The 19,343-nt window shown below is 71.1% G+C and carries 22 protein-coding genes; 4 read left to right on the top strand and 18 right to left on the bottom strand.

Annotation, left to right across the window (positions count from 1 at the left end; genetic code table 11):
• Window positions 1-11 precede the first annotated feature (11 nt).
• The 5 genes from C9992_RS01075 to rpsA form a co-directional block, all read right to left on the bottom strand.
• Window positions 12-1,181 carry a hypothetical protein gene (locus C9992_RS01075; protein WP_106813757.1) on the bottom strand — a complete coding sequence of 390 codons (1,170 nt, stop codon included), beginning with the start codon at window positions 1,179-1,181 and terminating at the stop codon, window positions 12-14.
• Entirely contained in the window at window positions 1,178-2,851 is a 1,674-nt protein-coding gene (locus C9992_RS01070; RefSeq protein ID WP_106813756.1) for a sensor histidine kinase, read from the bottom strand. Before C9992_RS01070 ends, C9992_RS01075 begins: the two co-directional genes overlap by 4 nt.
• A 111-nt stretch (window positions 2,852-2,962) precedes the next feature.
• Entirely contained in the window at window positions 2,963-3,619 is a 657-nt protein-coding gene (locus tag C9992_RS01065; protein ID WP_106813755.1) for a hypothetical protein, read from the bottom strand.
• Window positions 3,620-3,718: 99 nt separating this feature from the next.
• Complete coding sequence (locus C9992_RS01060) at window positions 3,719-4,285, bottom strand: GIY-YIG nuclease family protein (protein ID WP_235007896.1); 567 nt, start codon at window positions 4,283-4,285, stop codon at window positions 3,719-3,721.
• Window positions 4,286-4,401: 116 nt separating this feature from the next.
• The gene (gene rpsA, locus C9992_RS01055) at window positions 4,402-5,850 is read right to left on the bottom strand and encodes a 30S ribosomal protein S1 (RefSeq protein ID WP_106813754.1); all 1,449 of its coding nucleotides are present in this window, start codon (window positions 5,848-5,850) and stop codon (window positions 4,402-4,404) included.
• A gap of 323 nt (window positions 5,851-6,173) precedes the next feature.
• Here rpsA and C9992_RS01050 point away from each other — a divergent pair, with 323 nt between their 5' ends.
• Window positions 6,174-7,226, top strand: coding sequence for an FUSC family protein (locus C9992_RS01050; protein ID WP_106813753.1), 1,053 nt, complete (start codon window positions 6,174-6,176; stop codon window positions 7,224-7,226).
• 32 nt (window positions 7,227-7,258) lie between these two features.
• Here C9992_RS01050 and C9992_RS01045 read toward each other — a convergent pair whose 3' ends face one another.
• On the bottom strand, window positions 7,259-8,017 hold the full coding sequence (locus C9992_RS01045) for a PH domain-containing protein (RefSeq protein ID WP_106813752.1): 759 nt from the start codon (window positions 8,015-8,017) through the stop codon (window positions 7,259-7,261).
• Between the two features lies 1 nt (window position 8,018).
• Window positions 8,019-8,186: a hypothetical protein gene (locus C9992_RS18155; protein ID WP_200826195.1), complete on the bottom strand. Its 168-nt coding sequence runs from the start codon at window positions 8,184-8,186 to the stop codon at window positions 8,019-8,021.
• A gap of 128 nt (window positions 8,187-8,314) precedes the next feature.
• On the opposite strand from C9992_RS18155, the gene C9992_RS01040 reads away from it, so the two are divergent.
• The gene (locus C9992_RS01040) at window positions 8,315-8,608 is read left to right on the top strand and encodes a DUF503 domain-containing protein (protein ID WP_106813751.1); all 294 of its coding nucleotides are present in this window, start codon (window positions 8,315-8,317) and stop codon (window positions 8,606-8,608) included.
• Here C9992_RS01040 and C9992_RS01035 read toward each other — a convergent pair whose 3' ends face one another.
• The 6 genes from C9992_RS01035 to C9992_RS01010 form a co-directional block, all read right to left on the bottom strand.
• Window positions 8,609-9,253: an SDR family oxidoreductase gene (locus C9992_RS01035; protein ID WP_106813750.1), complete on the bottom strand. Its 645-nt coding sequence runs from the start codon at window positions 9,251-9,253 to the stop codon at window positions 8,609-8,611.
• Between the two features lie 136 nt (window positions 9,254-9,389).
• The gene (locus C9992_RS01030; protein ID WP_106813749.1) at window positions 9,390-10,484 is read right to left on the bottom strand and encodes an NAD(P)-binding domain-containing protein; all 1,095 of its coding nucleotides are present in this window, start codon (window positions 10,482-10,484) and stop codon (window positions 9,390-9,392) included.
• A 68-nt stretch (window positions 10,485-10,552) separates the two neighbouring features.
• Window positions 10,553-11,329 (bottom strand): isocitrate lyase/PEP mutase family protein, encoded by a 777-nt coding sequence (locus C9992_RS01025; protein ID WP_106813748.1) that lies wholly within the window; start codon window positions 11,327-11,329, stop codon window positions 10,553-10,555.
• Between the two features lie 40 nt (window positions 11,330-11,369).
• A complete protein-coding gene (locus C9992_RS01020; RefSeq protein WP_106813747.1) occupies window positions 11,370-11,810 on the bottom strand; it encodes a YchJ family protein in 441 nt (146 codons plus the stop codon).
• A 1-nt stretch (window position 11,811) separates the two neighbouring features.
• A complete protein-coding gene (locus tag C9992_RS01015) occupies window positions 11,812-12,177 on the bottom strand; it encodes a TraR/DksA family transcriptional regulator (protein WP_106813746.1) in 366 nt (121 codons plus the stop codon).
• 49 nt (window positions 12,178-12,226) lie between these two features.
• The gene (locus tag C9992_RS01010; protein WP_106813745.1) at window positions 12,227-12,595 is read right to left on the bottom strand and encodes a hypothetical protein; all 369 of its coding nucleotides are present in this window, start codon (window positions 12,593-12,595) and stop codon (window positions 12,227-12,229) included.
• A 320-nt stretch (window positions 12,596-12,915) separates the two neighbouring features.
• Here C9992_RS01010 and C9992_RS01005 point away from each other — a divergent pair, with 320 nt between their 5' ends.
• On the top strand, window positions 12,916-13,440 hold the full coding sequence (locus C9992_RS01005; protein ID WP_106813744.1) for a hypothetical protein: 525 nt from the start codon (window positions 12,916-12,918) through the stop codon (window positions 13,438-13,440).
• A 275-nt stretch (window positions 13,441-13,715) separates the two neighbouring features.
• Entirely contained in the window at window positions 13,716-14,195 is a 480-nt protein-coding gene (locus tag C9992_RS01000; RefSeq protein ID WP_146145281.1) for a PKD domain-containing protein, read from the top strand.
• 14 nt (window positions 14,196-14,209) lie between these two features.
• Here C9992_RS01000 and C9992_RS00995 read toward each other — a convergent pair whose 3' ends face one another.
• The 5 genes from C9992_RS00995 to C9992_RS00975 all read right to left on the bottom strand — a co-directional run bounded on the left by C9992_RS00995 (window position 14,210) and on the right by C9992_RS00975 (window position 19,268).
• Window positions 14,210-14,815 (bottom strand): hypothetical protein, encoded by a 606-nt coding sequence (locus C9992_RS00995; RefSeq protein ID WP_106813742.1) that lies wholly within the window; start codon window positions 14,813-14,815, stop codon window positions 14,210-14,212.
• 61 nt (window positions 14,816-14,876) lie between these two features.
• Window positions 14,877-16,250 carry a DUF6716 putative glycosyltransferase gene (locus C9992_RS00990; protein ID WP_106813741.1) on the bottom strand — a complete coding sequence of 458 codons (1,374 nt, stop codon included), beginning with the start codon at window positions 16,248-16,250 and terminating at the stop codon, window positions 14,877-14,879.
• Window positions 16,247-17,119, bottom strand: coding sequence for an N-acetylneuraminate synthase family protein (locus tag C9992_RS00985; RefSeq protein ID WP_106813740.1), 873 nt, complete (start codon window positions 17,117-17,119; stop codon window positions 16,247-16,249). Before C9992_RS00985 ends, C9992_RS00990 begins: the two co-directional genes overlap by 4 nt.
• Complete coding sequence (locus tag C9992_RS00980; RefSeq protein ID WP_106813739.1) at window positions 17,116-18,360, bottom strand: acylneuraminate cytidylyltransferase; 1,245 nt, start codon at window positions 18,358-18,360, stop codon at window positions 17,116-17,118. The genes C9992_RS00985 and C9992_RS00980 overlap by 4 nt, the downstream gene beginning before the upstream one ends.
• A complete protein-coding gene (locus C9992_RS00975) occupies window positions 18,357-19,268 on the bottom strand; it encodes a hypothetical protein (protein WP_106813738.1) in 912 nt (303 codons plus the stop codon). The genes C9992_RS00980 and C9992_RS00975 overlap by 4 nt, the downstream gene beginning before the upstream one ends.
• Window positions 19,269-19,343: the final 75 nt, after the last annotated feature.

The following is a 19,343-nucleotide window of genomic DNA, read 5'->3' as shown; positions in this document are numbered from 1 at the left end:
ACCGGGGCGGCTCAGTCGCCACCGTCCACGAGCACCGACGTCTCGACGTCGGCCGCCGCGCGGCCGGCGGCCTCCCGTGCGGACTGGATGAGCGTCTCGGTGTCGTACCCCGCATTCTCGCTGAGCGCCACGCCGACGCCGACCACCGGGATCACGCCACCCCCGACCCGCCCGAGGTCGTCGAACAGCCCCCGGTAGATCGCGGCCGCCTGACGTCGCGCCTCCTGGGGCGATCCGACCGCGATGCCAACGAGGAGGCCCTTCGGCCCGTCCTGCGCCACGACGGCATTCGTCGGCGCGTGCCGCCGGACGCCGCTGCGCCACGTGCGGGCGACCGAGCCGGCCACTTCGCTGCCGAACGCCGTCGAGATCTGGTCGAGGTCGTCCAGCCGGACGGACGTCACGGCGACCGCTTCGCCGCGTGCCGAGGCCCGGATGCACAGGGAGGCCAGCGCGGCGCGGAACGCCTCCTGCGAGACGATATCGAGCTCGTTGTCGGCAGCAGCTGCGACGCGCAGGTAACCGCGCATCGGCGCACGGCCGGCGCGCAGGACCGACGTGACCACCACCGCAACGATCGTGAGGGTGACGGTCAAGAAGCTGGTGCTGACCGTGCCGAACACGGCTTCGAAGAGCCCACTGCCGGGGCCCGCGGCGACGAAGGCCGACGTGCGCGCCACGTAGTACAGGGACTGGAAACCCAGGACCCCGCCGAGCACCCATGCGGTGCGCGACCGCCGCAGGTCGCCGCGGAAACACTCCACCGCACCAGCGGCCGCGAAGACGAGCAGCGGGATGAACATCCACAGCACACCCGCCCAGTCACCGCCGCGATCGCCCTCGACGGCCACCGCGGCACCTGCGGCGACCACTGAGGCCGCGACGAGGATCGCCGGCCAGCGCATGGCGCGGGCGTTGAATCTGCGGCATCCGAGCCACATGCAGCCGGTGCCCGCCACGAACGCCGCGTTGCCCACCGCGATCGCCCACCACGCGCCTGCTCCGGCTTGCGCCCAGATCGCGTAGGCGAGAGTCGTCAGCATGGCGGCGAGGAACCCGATGGACCAGATGCGACCGGCGCCCTCGTCCCGACGCAGCACGGTCTCGAGGATGAACAGCACGCCGCTGACGTTGACGACCACCGCCGTGAAGATCATGGCGGTCGGCAGGTCGAGGATCATTGCGTGTCCCTTTCCGGGCGGTGGGCGGCGAGCTTGACGATGAAGGTCGAGCCGATGCCGGGTGCGCTGTGCAGGGCGAGCTCGCCCCCGTGGGCGCGCACGATGTCGCGCGTGATCGCCAGACCCAGGCCGGTGCCGGCACGGCGCTCTCCACCCGCCTTGTAGTAGCGCTGGAACAGCCGCGAACGTTCGGCGTCCGAGATGCCGACGCCCGTGTCGCGCACCAGGATCCAGGTGGACACGCCGTCGGTCGTGGTGCCGACGAAGACCGTGCCGCCATCCTTGTTGTAGGTGACGGCGTTGGCGATGAGGTTGTCGACGACCTGCCGGATGCGCAGCGGGTCCGCCCACGCGGTCGCCGGCTCGAGGCCCGTCATGTCGATGGTGATGGCGCGTCCCGCGGCGACCGGTGTGGCGTCCGTCGCCGCCGTGCGCACCAGATCCTGCGCGTCGATCAGCTGCGGCGTGAGGGATGCCTCGACCGACGAGGCCGAGGAGCTTGAAGCCGCCAGGATGTCTGCGACGATGCGCAGCAGCCGCTCGGCGTTGCGCTCGGCGACGTCCAGCCCCGCGCGCACCGCGTCCGGCGTATCGGGATCTTCGATGGCGAGATCGAGGTATCCCAGGATGGAGGTCAGCGGCGTGCGCAGCTCGTGCGACACCGACGCGACGAGCTCGTCGCGGGCGCGCAGCGCGTTCAGCTCCGCGGTCACATCTCGTGACACGACGACGGCGCCGATGTCACCGCGGTCGGGGTCGGTCAGCCGACGTGCGGTGATCGTGAGCGCGCGGCGCGGCCCCGGTTCGGCGCCGAACCACACGATCTGATCGTCGAACGCCTCACCGCGTCGCGCCCGCTCGAGCGGGAACTCCTCGGGCGGCAGGCGCGACACCCCGTCGTCGCGGAACGCCGCCACCTCGGTCTGATCGTTCGGCTCCAGGCCCTGCTGCAGGCGGCCGTGGGCCTCGTTCGTGACGGCCACGCGGCCGTCGGGCCCGATGCGCACCACACCGAAGTCGACGGCATCCAGCACTTCGGTGACCACCTGCTCCTGCCTGCGCGTGCGCGCGAGCACGCTGCGCAGCAGGTGCGACTGCTTGGCGAGCAGCATCCGTTGCGCTTCGGAGCGACGGGCGTTGAGGTGGCTGGTGGCGGCGACGGCGAACAGGACGAGCGGGAGCAGGAAGGTGCGGTAGGTGACTTCCGTCGAACTCAGCGCGTTGAGGACGCTCACGATGCCGGCGATCGCGGCGATGACGCCGAACAGCCCGGGCAGGCCGAAGCCACCGGCCAGCCACATCGTGGGGAAGATCCACAGCAGCCCCATCACCGTGTCGGGCGCCGCCAGCTGCATCAGGGTGATGGCGACGATGTCGACGGCGGGCACGATCGCGATCCACCCGTAGGGCACGCGGTTCCACGGGAAGACCAGCGTCGCGGCGGTGACGACGACGACCACCACCACTCCGAGGAAGAACACGACGGCGTCCCCGTGGAAGGGCCCGAGGGCCACCAGCACGCCGAGCACGAAGACGACCGCTGCCAGCAGCAGCTGGTTCAGCGTCGCCGTGCGGCCGCGGGTGCGATCGGCGAGCTGCGGAGCGGACCCGCCGGTGCCGCGGGTACGCGCCGTGGGCGCGCCGGGCTCGCCCGGCGTGGCAGCGGTCATACCGTGACGCTAATGGATGCCGCGGGCCGCTGCATGCGGCACGCGGCGACGCCTGCTCCCCCGCCCTCTCCCTGCCTGCGGCGCTGGGTCACCACACCGGCGCAGCGGACCTCAGAATCCGAAGTCCCCGAAGCCGCCGAGATCTCCCGCGGCGTCGCCGCCCCAATCCGGACCGGCGTCACCGCCCCACCCGGAGCCGGCGTCGCCCCATCCGGCATCGGTCGCGCCGTTCTCGCCGCCGCCGGCGTCACCCGATCCCTCGTCGGCGGCCGCCCCGTCCTTGTAGCCCTGGTCGTACGCGAAGGACGGCGCCAGGAAGGAGCTGACCAGCGCCGACCCGATCACGTACCCGATGACGGTGCCGAGGATGGACGATCCGAGCATGGAGCCGAAGGAGGGCCCCTGTCGCTGCGAGCCGAGCGTGCGTTCCATGAAACCCGGGTTGGTGTACTCTGCCCGGGTGGCCGCCCGCGCCATGGCCTGCGGGTCGGTCGTCCTGGGCTGCTCCGCGGCGGGGAGGCCTGCGGAGATGTCGGCGAGCACCTGCTGCCGTTGAGGCTCCGTCAGCTTCGCGAACGCCTCCGCGTGCACCTGTTCGATGGTCTCGGGGGGCGCCGTGCGCAACAGGTACCGGTATCGCTCGATCGCCACCTCGTCCTCGCTGCGGGGCGGCTGCATGCCGGGCCGGGCACCGGAAGGGGGCGGCGGTACGGGCGGTGCCTGCCGTGCGGCATCCGAGTCTCCGAACAGTCGATCCAGGAATCCCATGGTGTGCTCCGTCGCCTTCAGTGCTGCGGTGGAGTCACCACGGTAGGTCCCGTTCCTAGGAAGGGGCTGGGGACCTCCGAGCCGCCTGCTGACGGTGTGTCAGCCTCGTGCGGCCAGCGCCTCGCTCAGCCATCGGGCGTGCAGCTGCCACGGATCCTCGACGCCGGCGGCCAGCACCGCGACGTGCCGGGTGAGGGCATCGGAGCGGCGGAACCACTCCGTGCCGCCGTACCGGTCGGCGGCGAACTGGGCGTGCCGGCGCTGCTCGAGAGCGCGCCCGCCCCGCTCGAACGCCAGCAGTTCGTCGTGCCAGATGGCACCCAGCCGCTGACGCGGATTGCTGCTCGTGCCGATCTTGATGCGGTCGGCGTAGCGGAGGTAGTAGACCACATCCACCCGCGGAGGCGGGAGCTCTGCGTCAGGCAGCTCGCCGTGGCGCCACTCGCAGACCGCGCACAGCCAGCCGGACGGGTATCGCACGCCCACGCGCGATCCACACAACCCGCAGGGCGCCGGCAGCAGGTCCGCCACACCGTCGCGTGCCGTCGCCCAGTCGGATGCGACGGCGAGATGTCGTTCGCACAGCGACACCGGAGCGTCGGCGGGCACCGCGCCGCGGCATCCGTCATCGTCGACCAGACAGCGGCGCGGCAGGTTCGGGGGCACATCGCGAGGGTAGCCGCGACCTCCGACGTCGGCGGCCAGACGGCGAAGAGGCCGCCACCCGAAGGTGACGGCCTCTTCGAACCAGAGGTTCAGCGAACCGGAGGGCTCAGCTCAGCTCAGCGACCCGAGAGCTTCTCGCGCAGCGCGGCGAGGGCCTCGTCGTCCGCGAGCGTGCCCGACGGGCCGCTGTCGGACGAGTAGGTGCTGGCGCCGGTCTCGACGGGAGCGGCCGCCTCGGCCTCGAGGGCCTTGATGACCGCGGCCTTGTGGGCCTCCCAGCGTGCGTGGGCCGCAGCGTACTCCTGCTCCCACTTCTCGCGCTGCTCGTCGAAGCCTTCCTTCCACTGGTTGGTCTCGGGGTCGAAGCCCTCGGGGTACTTGTACTCCCCGTTCTCGTCGTACTCCGTGACCATGCCGTAGAGGGCGGGATCGAACTCGGTGCCGTAGGGGTCGACCGACTCGTTCGCCTGCTTGAGCGAGAGCGAGATGCGGCGACGCTCGAGGTCGATGTCGATGATCTTGACGAAGACCTCTTCACCGACCGACACGACCTGCTCGGCGAGCTCGACGTGCTTGCCCGACAGCTCCGAGATGTGCACGAGGCCCTCGATGCCGTCGGCGACGCGAACGAACGCACCGAACGGAACGAGCTTGGTGACCTTGCCCGGCGCGACCTGACCGATCGCGTGGGTGCGGGCGAAGACCTGCCACGGGTCCTCCTGCGTCGCCTTGAGCGACAGCGAGACGCGCTCGCGGTCGAGGTCGACCTCGAGGATCTCGACGGTGACCTCCTGGCCCACCTCGACGACCTCGGAGGCGTGCTCGATGTGCTTCCACGAGAGCTCGGAGACGTGCACGAGGCCGTCCACGCCGCCGAGGTCCACGAACGCACCGAAGTTGACGATCGACGAGACCGTGCCCTTGCGGACCTGGCCCTTGTGCAGGTTGTTGAGGAACGTGGTGCGCGACTCGGACTGCGTCTGCTCGAGCAGGGCGCGGCGCGACAGCACGACGTTGTTGCGGTTCTTGTCGAGCTCGAGGATCTTCGCCTCGATCTCCTGGCCGAGGTACGGCGTCAGGTCGCGGACGCGGCGCAGCTCGATGAGCGAAGCGGGCAGGAAGCCGCGCAGGCCGATGTCGACGATGAGACCACCCTTGACGACCTCGATGACCTGACCGGTCACGACGCCGTCGTTCTCCTTGATCTTCTCGACGTCGCCCCACGCACGCTCGTACTGGGCACGCTTCTTGGAGAGGATCAGGCGGCCTTCCTTGTCCTCCTTCTGGAGGACGAGGGCCTCGACCTCGTCGCCGACCTTGACGACCTCGTTGGGGTCGACGTCGTGCTTGATGGAAAGCTCACGCGAGGGGATGACACCCTCGGTCTTGTAGCCGACGTCGAGGAGCACCTCGTCGCGGTCGATCTTCACCACGGTGCCCTCGATCAGGTCGCCGTCGTTGAAGAACTTCAGAGTCTTCTCGACCGCGGCCAGGAAGTCCTCAGCAGATCCGATGTCGTTGATCGCGACCTGCTTGGTGGCCGGGGCGGTCGTTGCGCTAGTCATGTAGTGGGTTGTCCTTGTTGGGTTGGGGTGTCGGGCCGCAGCTGCGATGCTCCGGTCACACGTGGGCGAACGGATGCCTCGAGCCGAGGCGAAGCGGATTGTTTTCGTGCGATGTCACTTGACTCTCGCGAGAACCGGGCCACCGGAGGACCCGGCACCCAGGCGTGGCGAAACGGCCACACGAGTGACACTCAAGGCTATCAGAACGCCGGGGCCGTCCGCGATGTTCCCTTCCGCGGGATCACGCGGTCGCGGGCGGCCTGCCGACGGCGCCGGTCGGGGTGACGGTCGCGGCGAGACTCCTGGTGAGGAAGGATCGGCGCATGAGCGTGTCCGCGACGATCCGATCGGCCAAGCGGCCGCCCATCCTGCAGGTGGCGAAGTCCGCCGTCGCGACCATCGCGGCATGGCTTCTCGCGGGCTGGCTCGTGCCCGGGCCACTGCCCGTGTTCGCCGCGATCGCCGCACTGCTGGTCGTGCAGCCGAGCATCAATCAGTCGCTGACGAAGGGCGTCGAGCGCACGGTCGGCGTGGTGGTCGGAGTGATCGTGGCGTCGCTTCTGGGCGTGGCGTTCGGCAACGCGACGTGGGTCATCCTGCTCGCCGTCGTCGCCGCACTGCTTCTGGTCTGGCTGCTGCGCATGACGCCGGGAACGGGCAACCAGGTGGGCATCAGCGCGATGCTGGTGCTGGCGCTGGGGAGCGCCTCCGCCGGGTACGCGATCGATCGCGTGCTGGAGACACTGATCGGCGCCGCGGTCGGCTTCGCGGTCAACCTGGCGATCGTCCCGCCGGTGGCGATCGAGCCGGCTCAGCGGGCGATCGACCGCGTGGGGTCCGAGCTGGCCGCGGCGATGGACCGGCTCGTCGCCGCCACCCAGACGCCGCAGTCCCCGGCGGAACTGGCGGACCTCCTCGCACGGGCGCGGGCGCTGCGACCGCTGCTCGACGACGCAGAGCAGGCGATCGGGGACGCGGAGGACTCGTTGACGCTGAACCCGCGCGCTCGCGGCCATCGGGACCGGCTGGCGGAGTTCCGGACCACCCTGGATCGGTTCGGCCCGATCGCGACCCAGCTCATCGGCATGACGCGGGCGTTCACCGACCGATACGACGCCTCGGTCGTGGAAGAGCCGACCATGGCCGCCATCGCCGAGCAGCTCACGCGCGCCGCCCACGACGTCAGGCTCGCCACCGGTCGGGCCGGGAATGCGAGCGCGCGGGAGGGCGCCGAGGCTCCGGCGCTCACGCGCCCCCTGTCGGTCGCGGCTCCGTCGTCGGATCACTGGGTGCTGATCGGATCGCTGCTGGTGGACCTGGAGCGCATCCACGCGTCGCTCGCCGAGCTCGCCTCGTCGCGCCGCCTGCCCGAGTGAGACCCGTCCCGGCGCACCGGAGCGCCCCCGACTCAGCGCGGCAGGTCGATGGGCGCGGTGCTCGTGCGGTCCGGATCGAACGGCGTGACCGCCGGCCGCGGCTCTCCGCGCAGCTCGGCCAGGCGCTCGTCCTCGCGCCGCTGCGCCTCGGCGAGCCAATCCCAGCCCGACGGCGAGGCGGGCCGGGCAAGGTCGGGCACCGGAGCTGTGTCGCCGGACGCAGGCGGCATCTCGGGCTCGACGACCGCGACCGCCGGTGGCGGCAGCGGTGTCCCGGCGTACGGATCGCCGCGGCCGGCCGCTCCGCGCAGGCCCGCCTGCTGGATGACGCGCTGGATGGTCAGCCCGCGTTCGTCCGGGTCGCCGACGTAGCGGATCTCGCGGAGTCCCTGCTCCTGCGCCGCCGATTCGAACACGAAGTGCCCGTAGCCGAAGATGCGACCGACGACGGGCTTGTGCACCGAGATGTCGAGGATCCGCGCGAGCGGCATCGTCGCGATGCGCTGGGAGAGGATGCCGTGCACCCGGAAGACGCGCATGTTGGTGATGACGAACCGGTCGAGGTGCTGCTCGAAGAACCGCCACACCGCGTGGGCGACCACCAGTCCTCCGAGGAGGGCGGGCACCCACCACGCCTGCGGCGGAACCCAGAACGACAGCAGCGCGACGACGGTGCCGGCGAACAGCTCGAGTACGGCGGAGACGGTCGCGGCCCAGTGCTTGCGAACCTCGTCCACGACGCGTTCGCCCTGATCGGAGATCAGGTGCTTCTCGATCCGCGGATCGAACATGTCAGTGCGCGGCGAGCGCCATGAAGAAGTCGACGACGGCGACCCCGGCACCCCAGACGGCGCCGATCGCGCCCTGGACGGCGTTGGCCGCGTCTTGCGGGCGGGTGATGAGGTAGAAGGCCGCGAACGCGATGACGAGCACCACGATGATGCGCTTGACGAGCTTCACGGTCCAGGTCCCTTCGACTCCTGCTGTTCTACCGCACGCGCGTCCGGCTGCGCGCAGGCGCGCGGCGCGTCGCCGATGCGCGCGCACGATCCCCCCTGCCGGACGGCCGCCGCTGAGAGGATGAACGCATGTGGATCGGATGGGTGGAGTTCGACCTCCTCCTGGGCGACGTCCGCTCGCTGAAGGAGAAGCGCAGCGTGCTGCGACCGCTGATCGCCGACCTGAGCCGGCGGACGGAGGCGGCGGCCGCCGAAGTCGGCGAGCACGATCTGCACCGGCGCGCCCGCATCGGCGTGACGGTGGTCGCGGCGGGCTCCTCGCACGTGCGGGACGTCCTCGACCGCGCGGAGCGGCTCATGGCCGACCATCCCGAGGTGACGCTGCTGTCTGCACACCGCGGACTGCACTCCAGCGACGATTAGTCAGCCGGCGATGGCGTGCCCGATGCTCTCGCCGCCCCCGCCGAAGCGGATGGTGCGCCCGATCGTGGAGTCATCGGCGATGGCCGCGGCGATGACGGCTGCGACATCCGCGCGCGACACCTCCCCACGGCCCGCCGGATCCACCGTGATGCGCCCGGTGGGTGGCTCCAGCGTGAGCGTGCCCGGGGCGAGGATCGTCCAGTCCAGCGTGCTCTGACTGAGGTGCGCGTCAGCGGCCCATTTGGCGTCGGCGTACGGGAAGAACGAATCTCCCGGGTTCACGCCGTGATCGGCGCGGGATCCGATCCACGACACCATCACGTAGCGCAGCACACCGGCGGCGGTGGCGGCATCCATCGTCCGGATGGCCGCGTCCCGATCCACCGCGTAGGTGCGAGCGGGGTTGCCGCCCCCGGCGCCGGCCGACCAGACGATCACGTCATTGCCCGCCACGAGGTTCGTGAACTGGTCGAGGTCGAGTGTCTCGACGTCGGCCACGAGCGGCTGGGCCCCGGTGGCGGCCACCTCGCGCTCGTGCGCGGGATTGCGGATGACGCCGGTCACGGTGTGCCCTTGCGCCACCAGAAGCGGCTCCAGCAGCAACGCCACCTTGCCGTGGCCTCCGAAGATCATGATGCGGGCCATGCGGTCTCCCTCCGTCGCCTTCTCACGGTACGCGGCGCGACTCCGGCGCGCACCTGACACGCCCGCGGGAGCCCGCCTCTCGATCGACGGCCGACATGCGCGACCGTCGGGGCGCCGCGTCGCTGCAGCGCGGCGATCAGGCAGCCTGCGGAATGCGTTCCGAGGCGATCGCGCGCACCGCATCACGGCCGGCGCGATTGGCGCCGACGGTCGACTGCGACGGGCCGTAGCCGATGAGGAAGAGCCGCGGCTCGTCGATCGACCGCCCGTTCTCCACCCGGATGCCGCCCTCCGGCGTCCGAAGGCGCAACGGTGCCAGGTGGTCCAGCGCGGGGCGGAAGCCGGTCGCCCACAGGATGACGTCGGCGGGCTCGAACGAGCCGTCGGGCATCCGCACCCCGTGCTCTTCGATCGACGCGAACATGGGATGCCGCACGAGCACGCCACGCGCCTGCGCGGCCCGCGCCCACGGCGTCCAGTGCATTCCCGTGACGGAGATGACACTCCCGGGCGGAAGGCCACGGCGCACGCGGTCCTCGACGCCGGCGATCGCGGCGACCCGCGCCGGGATGTCGAACTCCTCCTCCACCCATTCCGGCTCCCGCCGCGTCACCCAGAAGGTGTCGGCGACGTGCGAGATCTCGTCGAGCAGCTGGACGGCCGACACGCCCGCACCCACGATGACGACACGCTGACCGCGGAACTCGCCGGCATCCACGTAGTCGGCCACATGGAGCTGGCGTCCTCGGAATCGATCCTGACCCGGATACCGCGGCCAGAAGGGACGAGTCCAGGTGCCTGTCGCGTTGATGACGTATCGCACCGCCCACGATCCGCGGTCGCTGTCCACGATCAGCCGGCCGGCGGGGTCGTCGTCGGCGCGGCGCACCGCGCGTACGCGAACGGGCCGCAGCACATCCAGGGCGAAGCGGTCCTCGTACTCGGCGAAGTACGCCGGCAGGACATCCCGGCTCGCGGCGCGCGGATCCGCAGGCGGCACGGCGAAGCCGGGAAGCTCGTGGATGCCGTTCACGGTGGCCATGCGCAGCGAGCTCCATCGGTGCTGCCAGGCCCCGCCGGGGGCAGGGTTGGCGTCGACGACCAGGAACGTCCCATCGTCCGCCTCGGCGCGGGGCAGCGGCACGAATCCGCGGCGCTGCAGGTGGTAGGCGGCTGACAGTCCCGCCTGCCCGGCACCGATCACGACGACGTCGACCGGTTCGGGCTGCATGCCCGACACAACAGCGGCCGGCTCACCAGGATTCCCGGGAGCCGGCCGCGGCAGGACGTGGCGCCGGTTCAGTTCAGGTTGCGCGTGGATGCGGGGATGGCGCCGCTCGCGTAGAGGTCGGCGGCGACGTCCTGCAGCGCCGTGAGAGCGACGCGCTGCGGCATCGGACCGTAGGACACGCGGGCGACGCCCAGCGCCTCGTACTCCCCTGCCGACAGCGCGCCGGGCAGGCCGATCACGCTCACCTTGCGCTCGCCGATGCCCTCGACGAGCCGTCGGGTGACCTCGGCATCGAGGATGCCGGGCACGAACACCAGGTCGGCACCGGCGGAGAGATACGCCCGACCGCGCTCGATCGCGTCGGCGAGCGACTCCTCGAACGGGCGGTCGCCGGCGCGCACGAACGCGTCGGTGCGGGCGTTGAGCACGAACGGCACGCCCTCGGCGGCGCCGGCTGCGACGATCGCCTCCACGCGGGAGACCGCCTCATCCAGCGGGCGCAGCCGGTCCTCCACGTTGGCGCCGACGACGCCCACGCCGATGGCCCGACGCACGGTCTCGCCCGGATCGGCGTACCCGTCGTCGAGGTCCGCGGTCACCGGCAGATCTCCCACGGCCTGGACGATCCGGCCGATCATGTCGAGGCTGATCTCGAGCGGGATGCCGCCGTCGGGGTATCCGAACGTCGCAGCGATCGAATGGCCCGCCGTCGCGATCGCGCGGGTCTCGGGGAGTGCGGCGACGGTGCGGGCGGAAACGGCGTCCCACACGTTCACGACGCGCAGGATCTCGGGGGCGGCGTGAAGACGGGCGAGGGTCTGTGCTTTCTCAGCCTGAGTGGTCATGGACCTCACGCTATCGGCGGCACGGAACTGCGCGGGTCGTTCAGCTCGGATCCACCCGTCCATCGAGGTACCACCAGCGACCGCTCTGCCGGACGAAGCGGCTCCGCTCGTGGAGGACCGCCTGCTGCCCGCCCTGCCGCCAGGACGCGCGGAACTCGACAGCACCGCGCGCATCCGTCTTGCCGCCGGCCTCCACGCTCAGGATCTTCAGCCCGGTCCAGCGCTGCGCCGGGTCGAGGGCGAGCTCGTCGGGACGCGTCCCGGGGTGCCAGGTGTCGAGCAGGTGGCGCACGTCGCCGACGACGAACGCGGTGTACCGCGAGCGCATGAGGCGCTCGGCTGTGGGCGGCGGGCTTCCGCGCAACGCGGGCGCGCAGCATCCGTCGAATCGCTCACCGCTGCCGCAGGGACACCGGTCCTGCTCGCCGACCTTGCGGAAGCCCTCGGCAGGCCGGCGGCCCGCCGCCGCACCGAACGACATCTCAGGCGCCGGCCTTCTCGGCGCAGGACACGCACCGGGTGGCGAAAGGGCGTGCGCGCAGGCGAGCGATCGGGATGCCGCGACCGCAGTCGATGCACACGCCGTACGTGCCGTCCTCCCAGCGCTTGACGGCATCGTCGATCTCGGAGATCTCGCGCCGCGCGGCCTCCTCCAGCCCGACGGCACGCGCCCACTCCCCCGACAGCGTGACGCCCTCGGGATCGTGCTCGTCGTCCGCGACGTCGGCGCCGCGATCAGCCCGCAGCTCGGCGAGTGTGGCGTCGATCGACGCCACACGGGCGGTCGCGGACGCGTGCAACTCGTCCAGGAGCGCTCGCAGCTCGGCGCGTCCCGCGGCGGAGGTCATCGCACGAGGATACGCCTGGGCACGGCGGCATCCGCTCCGGCGTGCCGGGTCATTGCGACACGTCGACGGTGAAGGTGACGTCTTCGATGCCGCCGTCCTGGTTCGACAGCACGACCTCGGTGCTGCCGGCCTTGAGTCCCTTCACCCCCGGGTTGAAGGTCGCGCCGCCCTCTTCCCGTCCAGCCGTGAACTCGGCGACCGAGGGATCGGCGACCTTCCCGCGATAGCTGTCGACGGCGAGATCTCCGGTGTCGATGTCGAGCACCTGCCCCACCTGCAGGTCGACGGTGGATCCCTGCAGCGAATCGGCGTCGCGGACCACGGGTGCGATCACCGGGCCGGACGACGAGGCGCACGCGGAGAGCGTGACGAGCGATGCGATGACGGCGAGGGCGGCGACCGGCCTGACGGAGATCATGCCGCCATGATGGCAGGGGCGGCGGTTGCACGGCCACCGTGGGGTCTGCGTGCGGCCGGTCGATAAGGTTCTCGCAGGAAAGCCTGCGAGAGTCGAGGGGAATCGACGGGCGGAACCCGATCCTCCACGATTCGTCCCTCGCATGGCGCGCCGAGGGACCGCGCCTCGTGCCGCAACCTGACGGCACGCGGGGCGGTCTGTCTGACTCGCCCGGAGCCGGCGATCCGCGACCCCCCGGACGTGATCGCCGGCTTCTTGCGCAGGGCGGACGCTGTGGATAACTCGGCGGGGCGCCCGATGCGTGCCGATACCGTGGGGGCGTGCGCAATCGGGGAGCGGTCATAGCGGCGGGCGTCGCCCTGCTCGTCGCGCTGAGCGGATGCACGACACCCGCGCCGGAGCCCACGCCGACCCCCGCCTTCACCAGCGAGGAGGAGGCGTTCGCGGCCGCCGAGGAGACGTATCGCGCGTATGTCGACGCCCTGAATCAGGTGGATCTGAGCGACCCCGAGACCTTCGAACCGGTATTCGCGCTCACGACGGGCGAAGCCAATGCGAACGAACGCAAGTCGCTTTCGCAGATGCACGCCGATGGCTGGAATGTAGCTGGCGCTACCGATGTGACTCGTTTCTTTGGCGAATCCTATAAAGACGGCATCGTGGAGGCGGTCATCTGCAGTGACGTCAGCGATGTCAAAGTGACAGATGCCTCCGGCCAGTCGAAGGTTTCAACCGACCGCCCCGACGTGTACGCACTGCGCGTGTCATTCACTCCTGGCTCCACGCCCAACGGCTTGGCGGTCGCCGGCAGTACCGCGATAAAGGACGGGCGATGCGCACCGTAGCCATCGCGTTCGCTCTAGTTCTGACTGTCGGCGGCACCCATGCCTTTGGCAACACGGGGTGCTCGGGGTCCACTGCGTGGACGTACTGCGAGGTAGAAAACTCGGATTCGAGCATCGATATCGGGGCAGGCGTCTCGGAACAAGGGGGGGCGGATCACAGCCATCAAGGAGGTGGACATGTTGCACCTCCACACGGTGAAAGCAACGCAACTCCCCCAGAGGATTGCGGGCCGCTGAACCGGTGCGGCACGTACACGGTGGTGGGGCTCCCGGATGTGACGCTGGCGGACCTTGCGTCGTTCCGACCGGCGGCGCCGACACTGGGCGGGGAACCGGCCGGGTTCGGCATCGTCGGCATGCCGACGAACCTGCTCGCGACGGCATCCGAGCAGCGCATCCCGGGCACGGTGCTCGGGTGGGAGGTCACCGTCCGCTTCGCACCGGTCGCATTCGTGTTCGACAACGGCGACGGGAGCACCACGCGCAGCGCCACCGGCGGCGAATCGTGGGAGAGCCTCGGGCAGGGCCAGTTCACTCCGACCTCGACCAGCCACGTGTACCGCGAGCGCGGCACCTACCCGGTGTCGGTCACCGTCGAGTATGCGGCCTCCGTCGACTTCGGAAACGGCTCCTGGCGTCCCGTCCCGGGTGTCGTCCGCGCCCAGGCAGGCGGCTACGAGGTCCGCGTGGTCGAGGCGCGCACCGCGCTCGTCGACCGCACGTGCGCCGAGGATCCGCGCGGCCCCGGCTGCTGACTTCTCTCCCGATGTCAGGCGTAGGCCCCGGCCAACGCCCCCGCGTCGACGACGAGGAGGACCACGGTCACGACGAGGATCGCGAGGTTGGGGCGTCGCCGGGTGCGGCGGTGCGTGGGCTGCGGGTCGGCAGTCGCCACGCGCCGCTGCACGTTCTCGGCCACGTGCGAGGCCTGCGTCGGGGACGCCGTCGGGCGCAGATCGTCGAACCGCCGCACCTGGACGACGCCGCTCGTGTACGCCTCGGATCGCCGGATCGCGTCGCGACCCAGTCCGGTCTGAGCATGCACTCCGAAGGCACGCACGCGCGCCCCCGACTTCGTGCGGAACTGGAGGACGAGCCCTGATGTGACGCCGTCCAGATCGGAATACGGGATCGTCGCCGTGCTGAAGGTGTTGCGCACGATGACGTCATCCGGACCGACCACGACCCGCGGCCACACCCAGGACGCCCACACCAGCCATGCGAGCGTCGCGACGAGGGGCAGGACGTACCACGACCTGGGGTCCAGCATCGCGACGACACCGAGCGCGACGGCCACCGACGCGACCACGACCGTCGCCCGGACGAACCGGAATCGTTCGTGCACTTCGCCGTGCGCCCCGGTCGTCCTGCTCACGGTGTCATCCTTCACGCGTCGTCTGGGTGTGCACCAGCGCCCCGGTTCGCCGGTCTTCGGCTCAGCGTAGCGGTGCGACGCGAGAACGTCCGGGCGTACCCGCCAGGCCGGCAGACGCGGCGTTCGTCGCCTCGGCGAGCGCCGGCGGACGCCGGCGACCGAGGGCACGTCGAGCGCGGCGCGACGCGCGCAGGGCCGCACGCAGCGGCACACCTACCGCGTAGGCGAACGCCCCGAGCGCAGAGGTGTCACTGGCACCCAGTGCGACCTTCCGCTCCCACGCGTCTCTGAGAACCCCGCCATGACGGCGGACCTCCGGACGCGGGGTCAGCCGTCCGGCGGCGCGCCGACCGAGCAGGTCCTCGACATGGTCGGTCCAGTCGTCGGCGTGCGGAGCGTGGAAGTAGTTGTCGTCGAGCCACTCCGGATCGGGATGCCGGAACCGTCGCGCGATGACGTCCTCCTCCCCCGCGAGCAGGTCGGCGTCGGCCAGTGTCTCGTTGATGAGCTGCGCCGACACCCCGAACGTATCCAGCGCGATCACCGGGATGCCGGAGGCGATCGCCTCGATGGCGGCGGTGGAGCTCACCGTCACCAGGCCTTCCGCGGTCGCCAGCGCCTCCCGCATCGACGCCGTCGAGGTCACGAGGTTGGGTGGCAACGGACCGAGCGAGGCGAGCAGCTCGGGATAGCCGTCCTGCTCGACGTGGGTCTGGTGCTCCCCCGCCGCCGCGCGCAGCTTCACGACCACACGGCGCGTCGGGTCGGCCTCCGCCGCCCGAAGCAGCATGCTCGCGACCCGCAGCCGGTCAGCGCGCTCGGCAGGGACCTTCGCCTGCGTGGCGAACACCATGTCGGTGCGCGTCACGCTCGATGCGTCGGCGCGGACTGCGCCCCCCGCTGCGACGGCGGCGCCCCGCGCGAATGGGAGCGTCGCGAGGGCGTAGCGATGTGCATAGCCGGTGCGCGCGGAGAGCGCCGTGAACTCGCGCACCTCGCGCCGGGAGTGCACAACGAACAGGTCGCATTGCAGCCGATAGACCACCGCCTTGCGAGTCGCGGGGATCGAGATGCCGGGGAGACCGGTGACGACCACGGGTCGCGGCGCGAGACGGCTCACCTCCCGCGCGAGCACGCGCACGAGCGGCCCACGCGCTCCGAGGACGACGGCGTCGACGCCGATCCGTCTCAGCCGCGCGGGCAGATCGCGGTGGGCGATCCGCTCGACCCGGTCGGCGGGCAGTCCGCTGCCGCCCAGCGCGGCTGCCAGTTGCGAATCGCTGACGACCAGCGGCGTCTCGAGCACCAGGAGCGAGACATCCCACCGCTTCCGGTCCAGCGATCCGATGAGCGCCGCCGCCCATTTCACATACGAGTCGGTATCGGCGATCGCGACGACCCGCGGCCGCCGACCGCCTGCACGCGTGGACCTCACGCCGGAACGCGACGCAGCTTCGCCATCGGTGCCAGCTCGCTGTCGTACACGCGCTTCACGCCGTCTCCCAGCGCGGCTTCGATGACGCGGATGTCGCGTACGAGGTGAGCGAGCCCGGTCGGCTCGAGCGATGCGGCGTGATCGGAGCCCCACATCGTGCGGTCGAGCGTGATGTGACGTTCCACCGCGACAGCGCCCAGGGCGACGGCGGCGAGCGAGATCTGCAGCCCCCGCTCGTGCCCGGAGTACCCGACCGGGACGCCCGGATAACGGTCCCGCAGCGCGGGGATCATCCGCAGGTTGGCCTCCTCCGGCTCCAGCGGGTACGTCGAAGTCGCGTGCATCAGCACGAGCCGGTCGGTGCCGAGAACGTCGATGGCGGTGTCGACCTGCTCGATGGTCGACATGCCGGTCGAGAGGATGACCGGCTTGCCGGTCTCGCGCAGTGCCTGCAGCAGCTCGGTGTCGGTGAGCGACGCGGATGCGACCTTGTGCGCGACCGCCCCGAGGTCCTCCAAGAACTCCACACTCGGCACGTCCCACGGGGACGCGAACCATTCCAGGCCGCGCAGCATGGCGTGATCGGAGATCTCGATGTACTGGTCGCGGTCGAACTCGACGCGCTTGCGGTACTCGAAGTACGTCATGGTGCCCCACGGCGTCTCACGGGGGACGTCGCGCACGTGCTCGGGCGTGGCGATCTCGGGTGTGCGCTTCTGGAACTTCACCGCGTTCGCGCCGGCGTCGGCCGCGACGTCGATCAGCCGCTTGGCGAGCTCGACGTCGCCGTTGTGGTTGAGTCCGATCTCGGCGATGACGTACGCGGGGCGTCCGCCTCCGACGACGTGGGTTCCGATGGTGACGGTCATGAGGCCTCCTGTGGTGCGATGGGGTGACCGGATGCTGTGGCCTGCCGGCCCGGCTGGTGTGCGGGGTTCACGTCGGGATGCTCGCGGGCGGTGTGCGCGGCCAGCACGCGCTCGGCGAGGTCACGCACGGCGCCGTCGCCGCCCGGCCGGTCGAGCACCACGCGTGCGGCCGAGAGCACGCGGGGGTGAGCGTCGGGCACGGCGATCGGCCAGCCCACGAGCTCCAGGCACGGCAGGTCGTTGACGTCGTTGCCGAGGAACGCGATCCGCGACAGCGGGATGCCGCGTCCCTCCGCCCATTCCCGCAGGACGGCCGCCTTCTCCACGGCGGCCTGACGCACCTCGACTCCGAGCTTGCGTGCGCGGGCCGAAACGACGGGGTTCGCCTCCGTCGACAGGATGAGGAACGGGATGCCGGCCGCTCGCAGCAGCGAGACGCCCATGCCGTCGGATCTGCTGACGGTCACCGACTCGACGCCGTCCTGATCCACGCGGACGGTGTCGTCGGTGTGCACGCCGTCGAAGTCCGTGACGACCGCATCCGCGGCGACCGGGGTGGCACGGTCAAGGAGAGGCGCGAGCGTGCGCGCGATCTCGAGCTCCTCGGCGGTGTCGATCTCGATCGCGGTGCGCGGCGACACCTCGGCGATGCCGATGCTGCCGAAGAAGCGGTGACGCGAGGCGCGGAAGCCCGCGGCCCGGAACACGTAGAAGGCGCCGGTCTCGAGATAGTGCGGCGCACGGTCCTGGCGGCGAGGGCGCACGTCGACATCGTGGTTGACCGCCTCGGCCGCACCACCCGCGCCCTTCTCCCAGAGGAAGCCGTAGGTCTCGACGGCCGAGAAGACGCTGTCGCGCCGGCGCGAGCGCACGAGCTGCACCGCCGACCCGAGCGCTTCGCCGTCGATGAACGGCGACGTCGCCTGCAGGAAGGCGACCACTCCCACATCGACCCGGCGTGCCTCCAGGGTGTCGAGGGCATGCAGCACCGCGCTCTCCGAGCTCGCCTCGTCACCCGACAGGTCGGCGGGGCGTTCGATGACCTCGGCTCCCCATTCGGCGGCGACGGCCGCGATGTCGCGGTCGTCGGTCGTCACGACGACACGGTCGATCGCGGGGCAGCGCCGCGCCGCGTCGACGGCGCGGGCGACGAGCGGCACCCCGCCAACCCGTTGCAGATTCTTGCGCGCGATGCCCTTGGATCCCCCGCGCGCGGGGACGACAGCGACCACCTCGCTCATGCCGCCGCCTTCGGGGAGCTGCGTCGCACGCGACCCGTATGGATGGTGGCGCCGATGCCCTCGAGCACCAGCGGGAGCGTCGTGGTGGTGCTGGACCGGAGAGTGTGCACATCCAGCGGTCCACGGGCACCCGCGAGGACGAGCTCCACCGGGAGCCCTGTCGCATGCACTCTGACGGTCGGCACGGTGGCGACGGCGTCGAGCTGCTCGATCGTCTCCCGACGGTGCGGGAGGTACACGGCACCGTCGGCCGCGGCATCCCTCACCCACCGCACATAGTCCACGAGCAGCATGCGACCATCGACGGGCAGAGCGCTGCCCAGCACGATGCGCGGGCCGAGCTCCGGCGCGGCCGGCGCGCTGGCACGCGTCCATGAGAAGTCGTGGCGACGGATGCCGAACCCGCGGTCCGCCAGGGCGTCCTGGCGCGCGGCGCCGAGATCGAACGCCGTGAACATCCCTGCCCGGCGGTCGGCGGCACGCCGGTGGATGAGCTCCGCGGCGAACGGGGCGACCAGCGTGGTGATCCCCCGCTCCTCGACGGTGGGGCGGTGGTAGGGGCGGTGGCCGAGGAGGGTGTCGGCATACGCGATAGCGTGCGCGCCGTCGTCGAGGAACGTGATGCGGTGGGGCCGCAGCACCGCGGCGGCCAGTCGGAACTGACCGGAGAAGCCGTCGCCGACCAGCCAGTGGCCGTGGCGGGACAGCAGGCTCCACGGGATCCCGAGGTACGGCTCGAGCTCGCCGAACCTTGCGCCGCGGGCGAGGAGCTCATCCGCGGTGGCCGAGATCTGCGGCGTGAGGCGGCCTGCCACCGGCACGGTGGTCGCGTGCGCCGCGGCCCACTCGGCCGCGCCGATGAGCTGCAGCGGAGACTCGACCCACGCGAGCACATCTTCCCGGCCCATGGCGCCCCCTTCCGCGGCTGTCTCCCCACGGTGAGCGCGAGACGTGAACGCGAAGGGTGCCGACATGCGACGGGC

Source organism: Microbacterium timonense, assembly GCF_900292075.1.
GTDB lineage: Bacteria > Actinomycetota > Actinomycetes > Actinomycetales > Microbacteriaceae > Microbacterium > Microbacterium timonense.
This window is presented reverse-complemented; position numbering and strand designations above follow the sequence as displayed.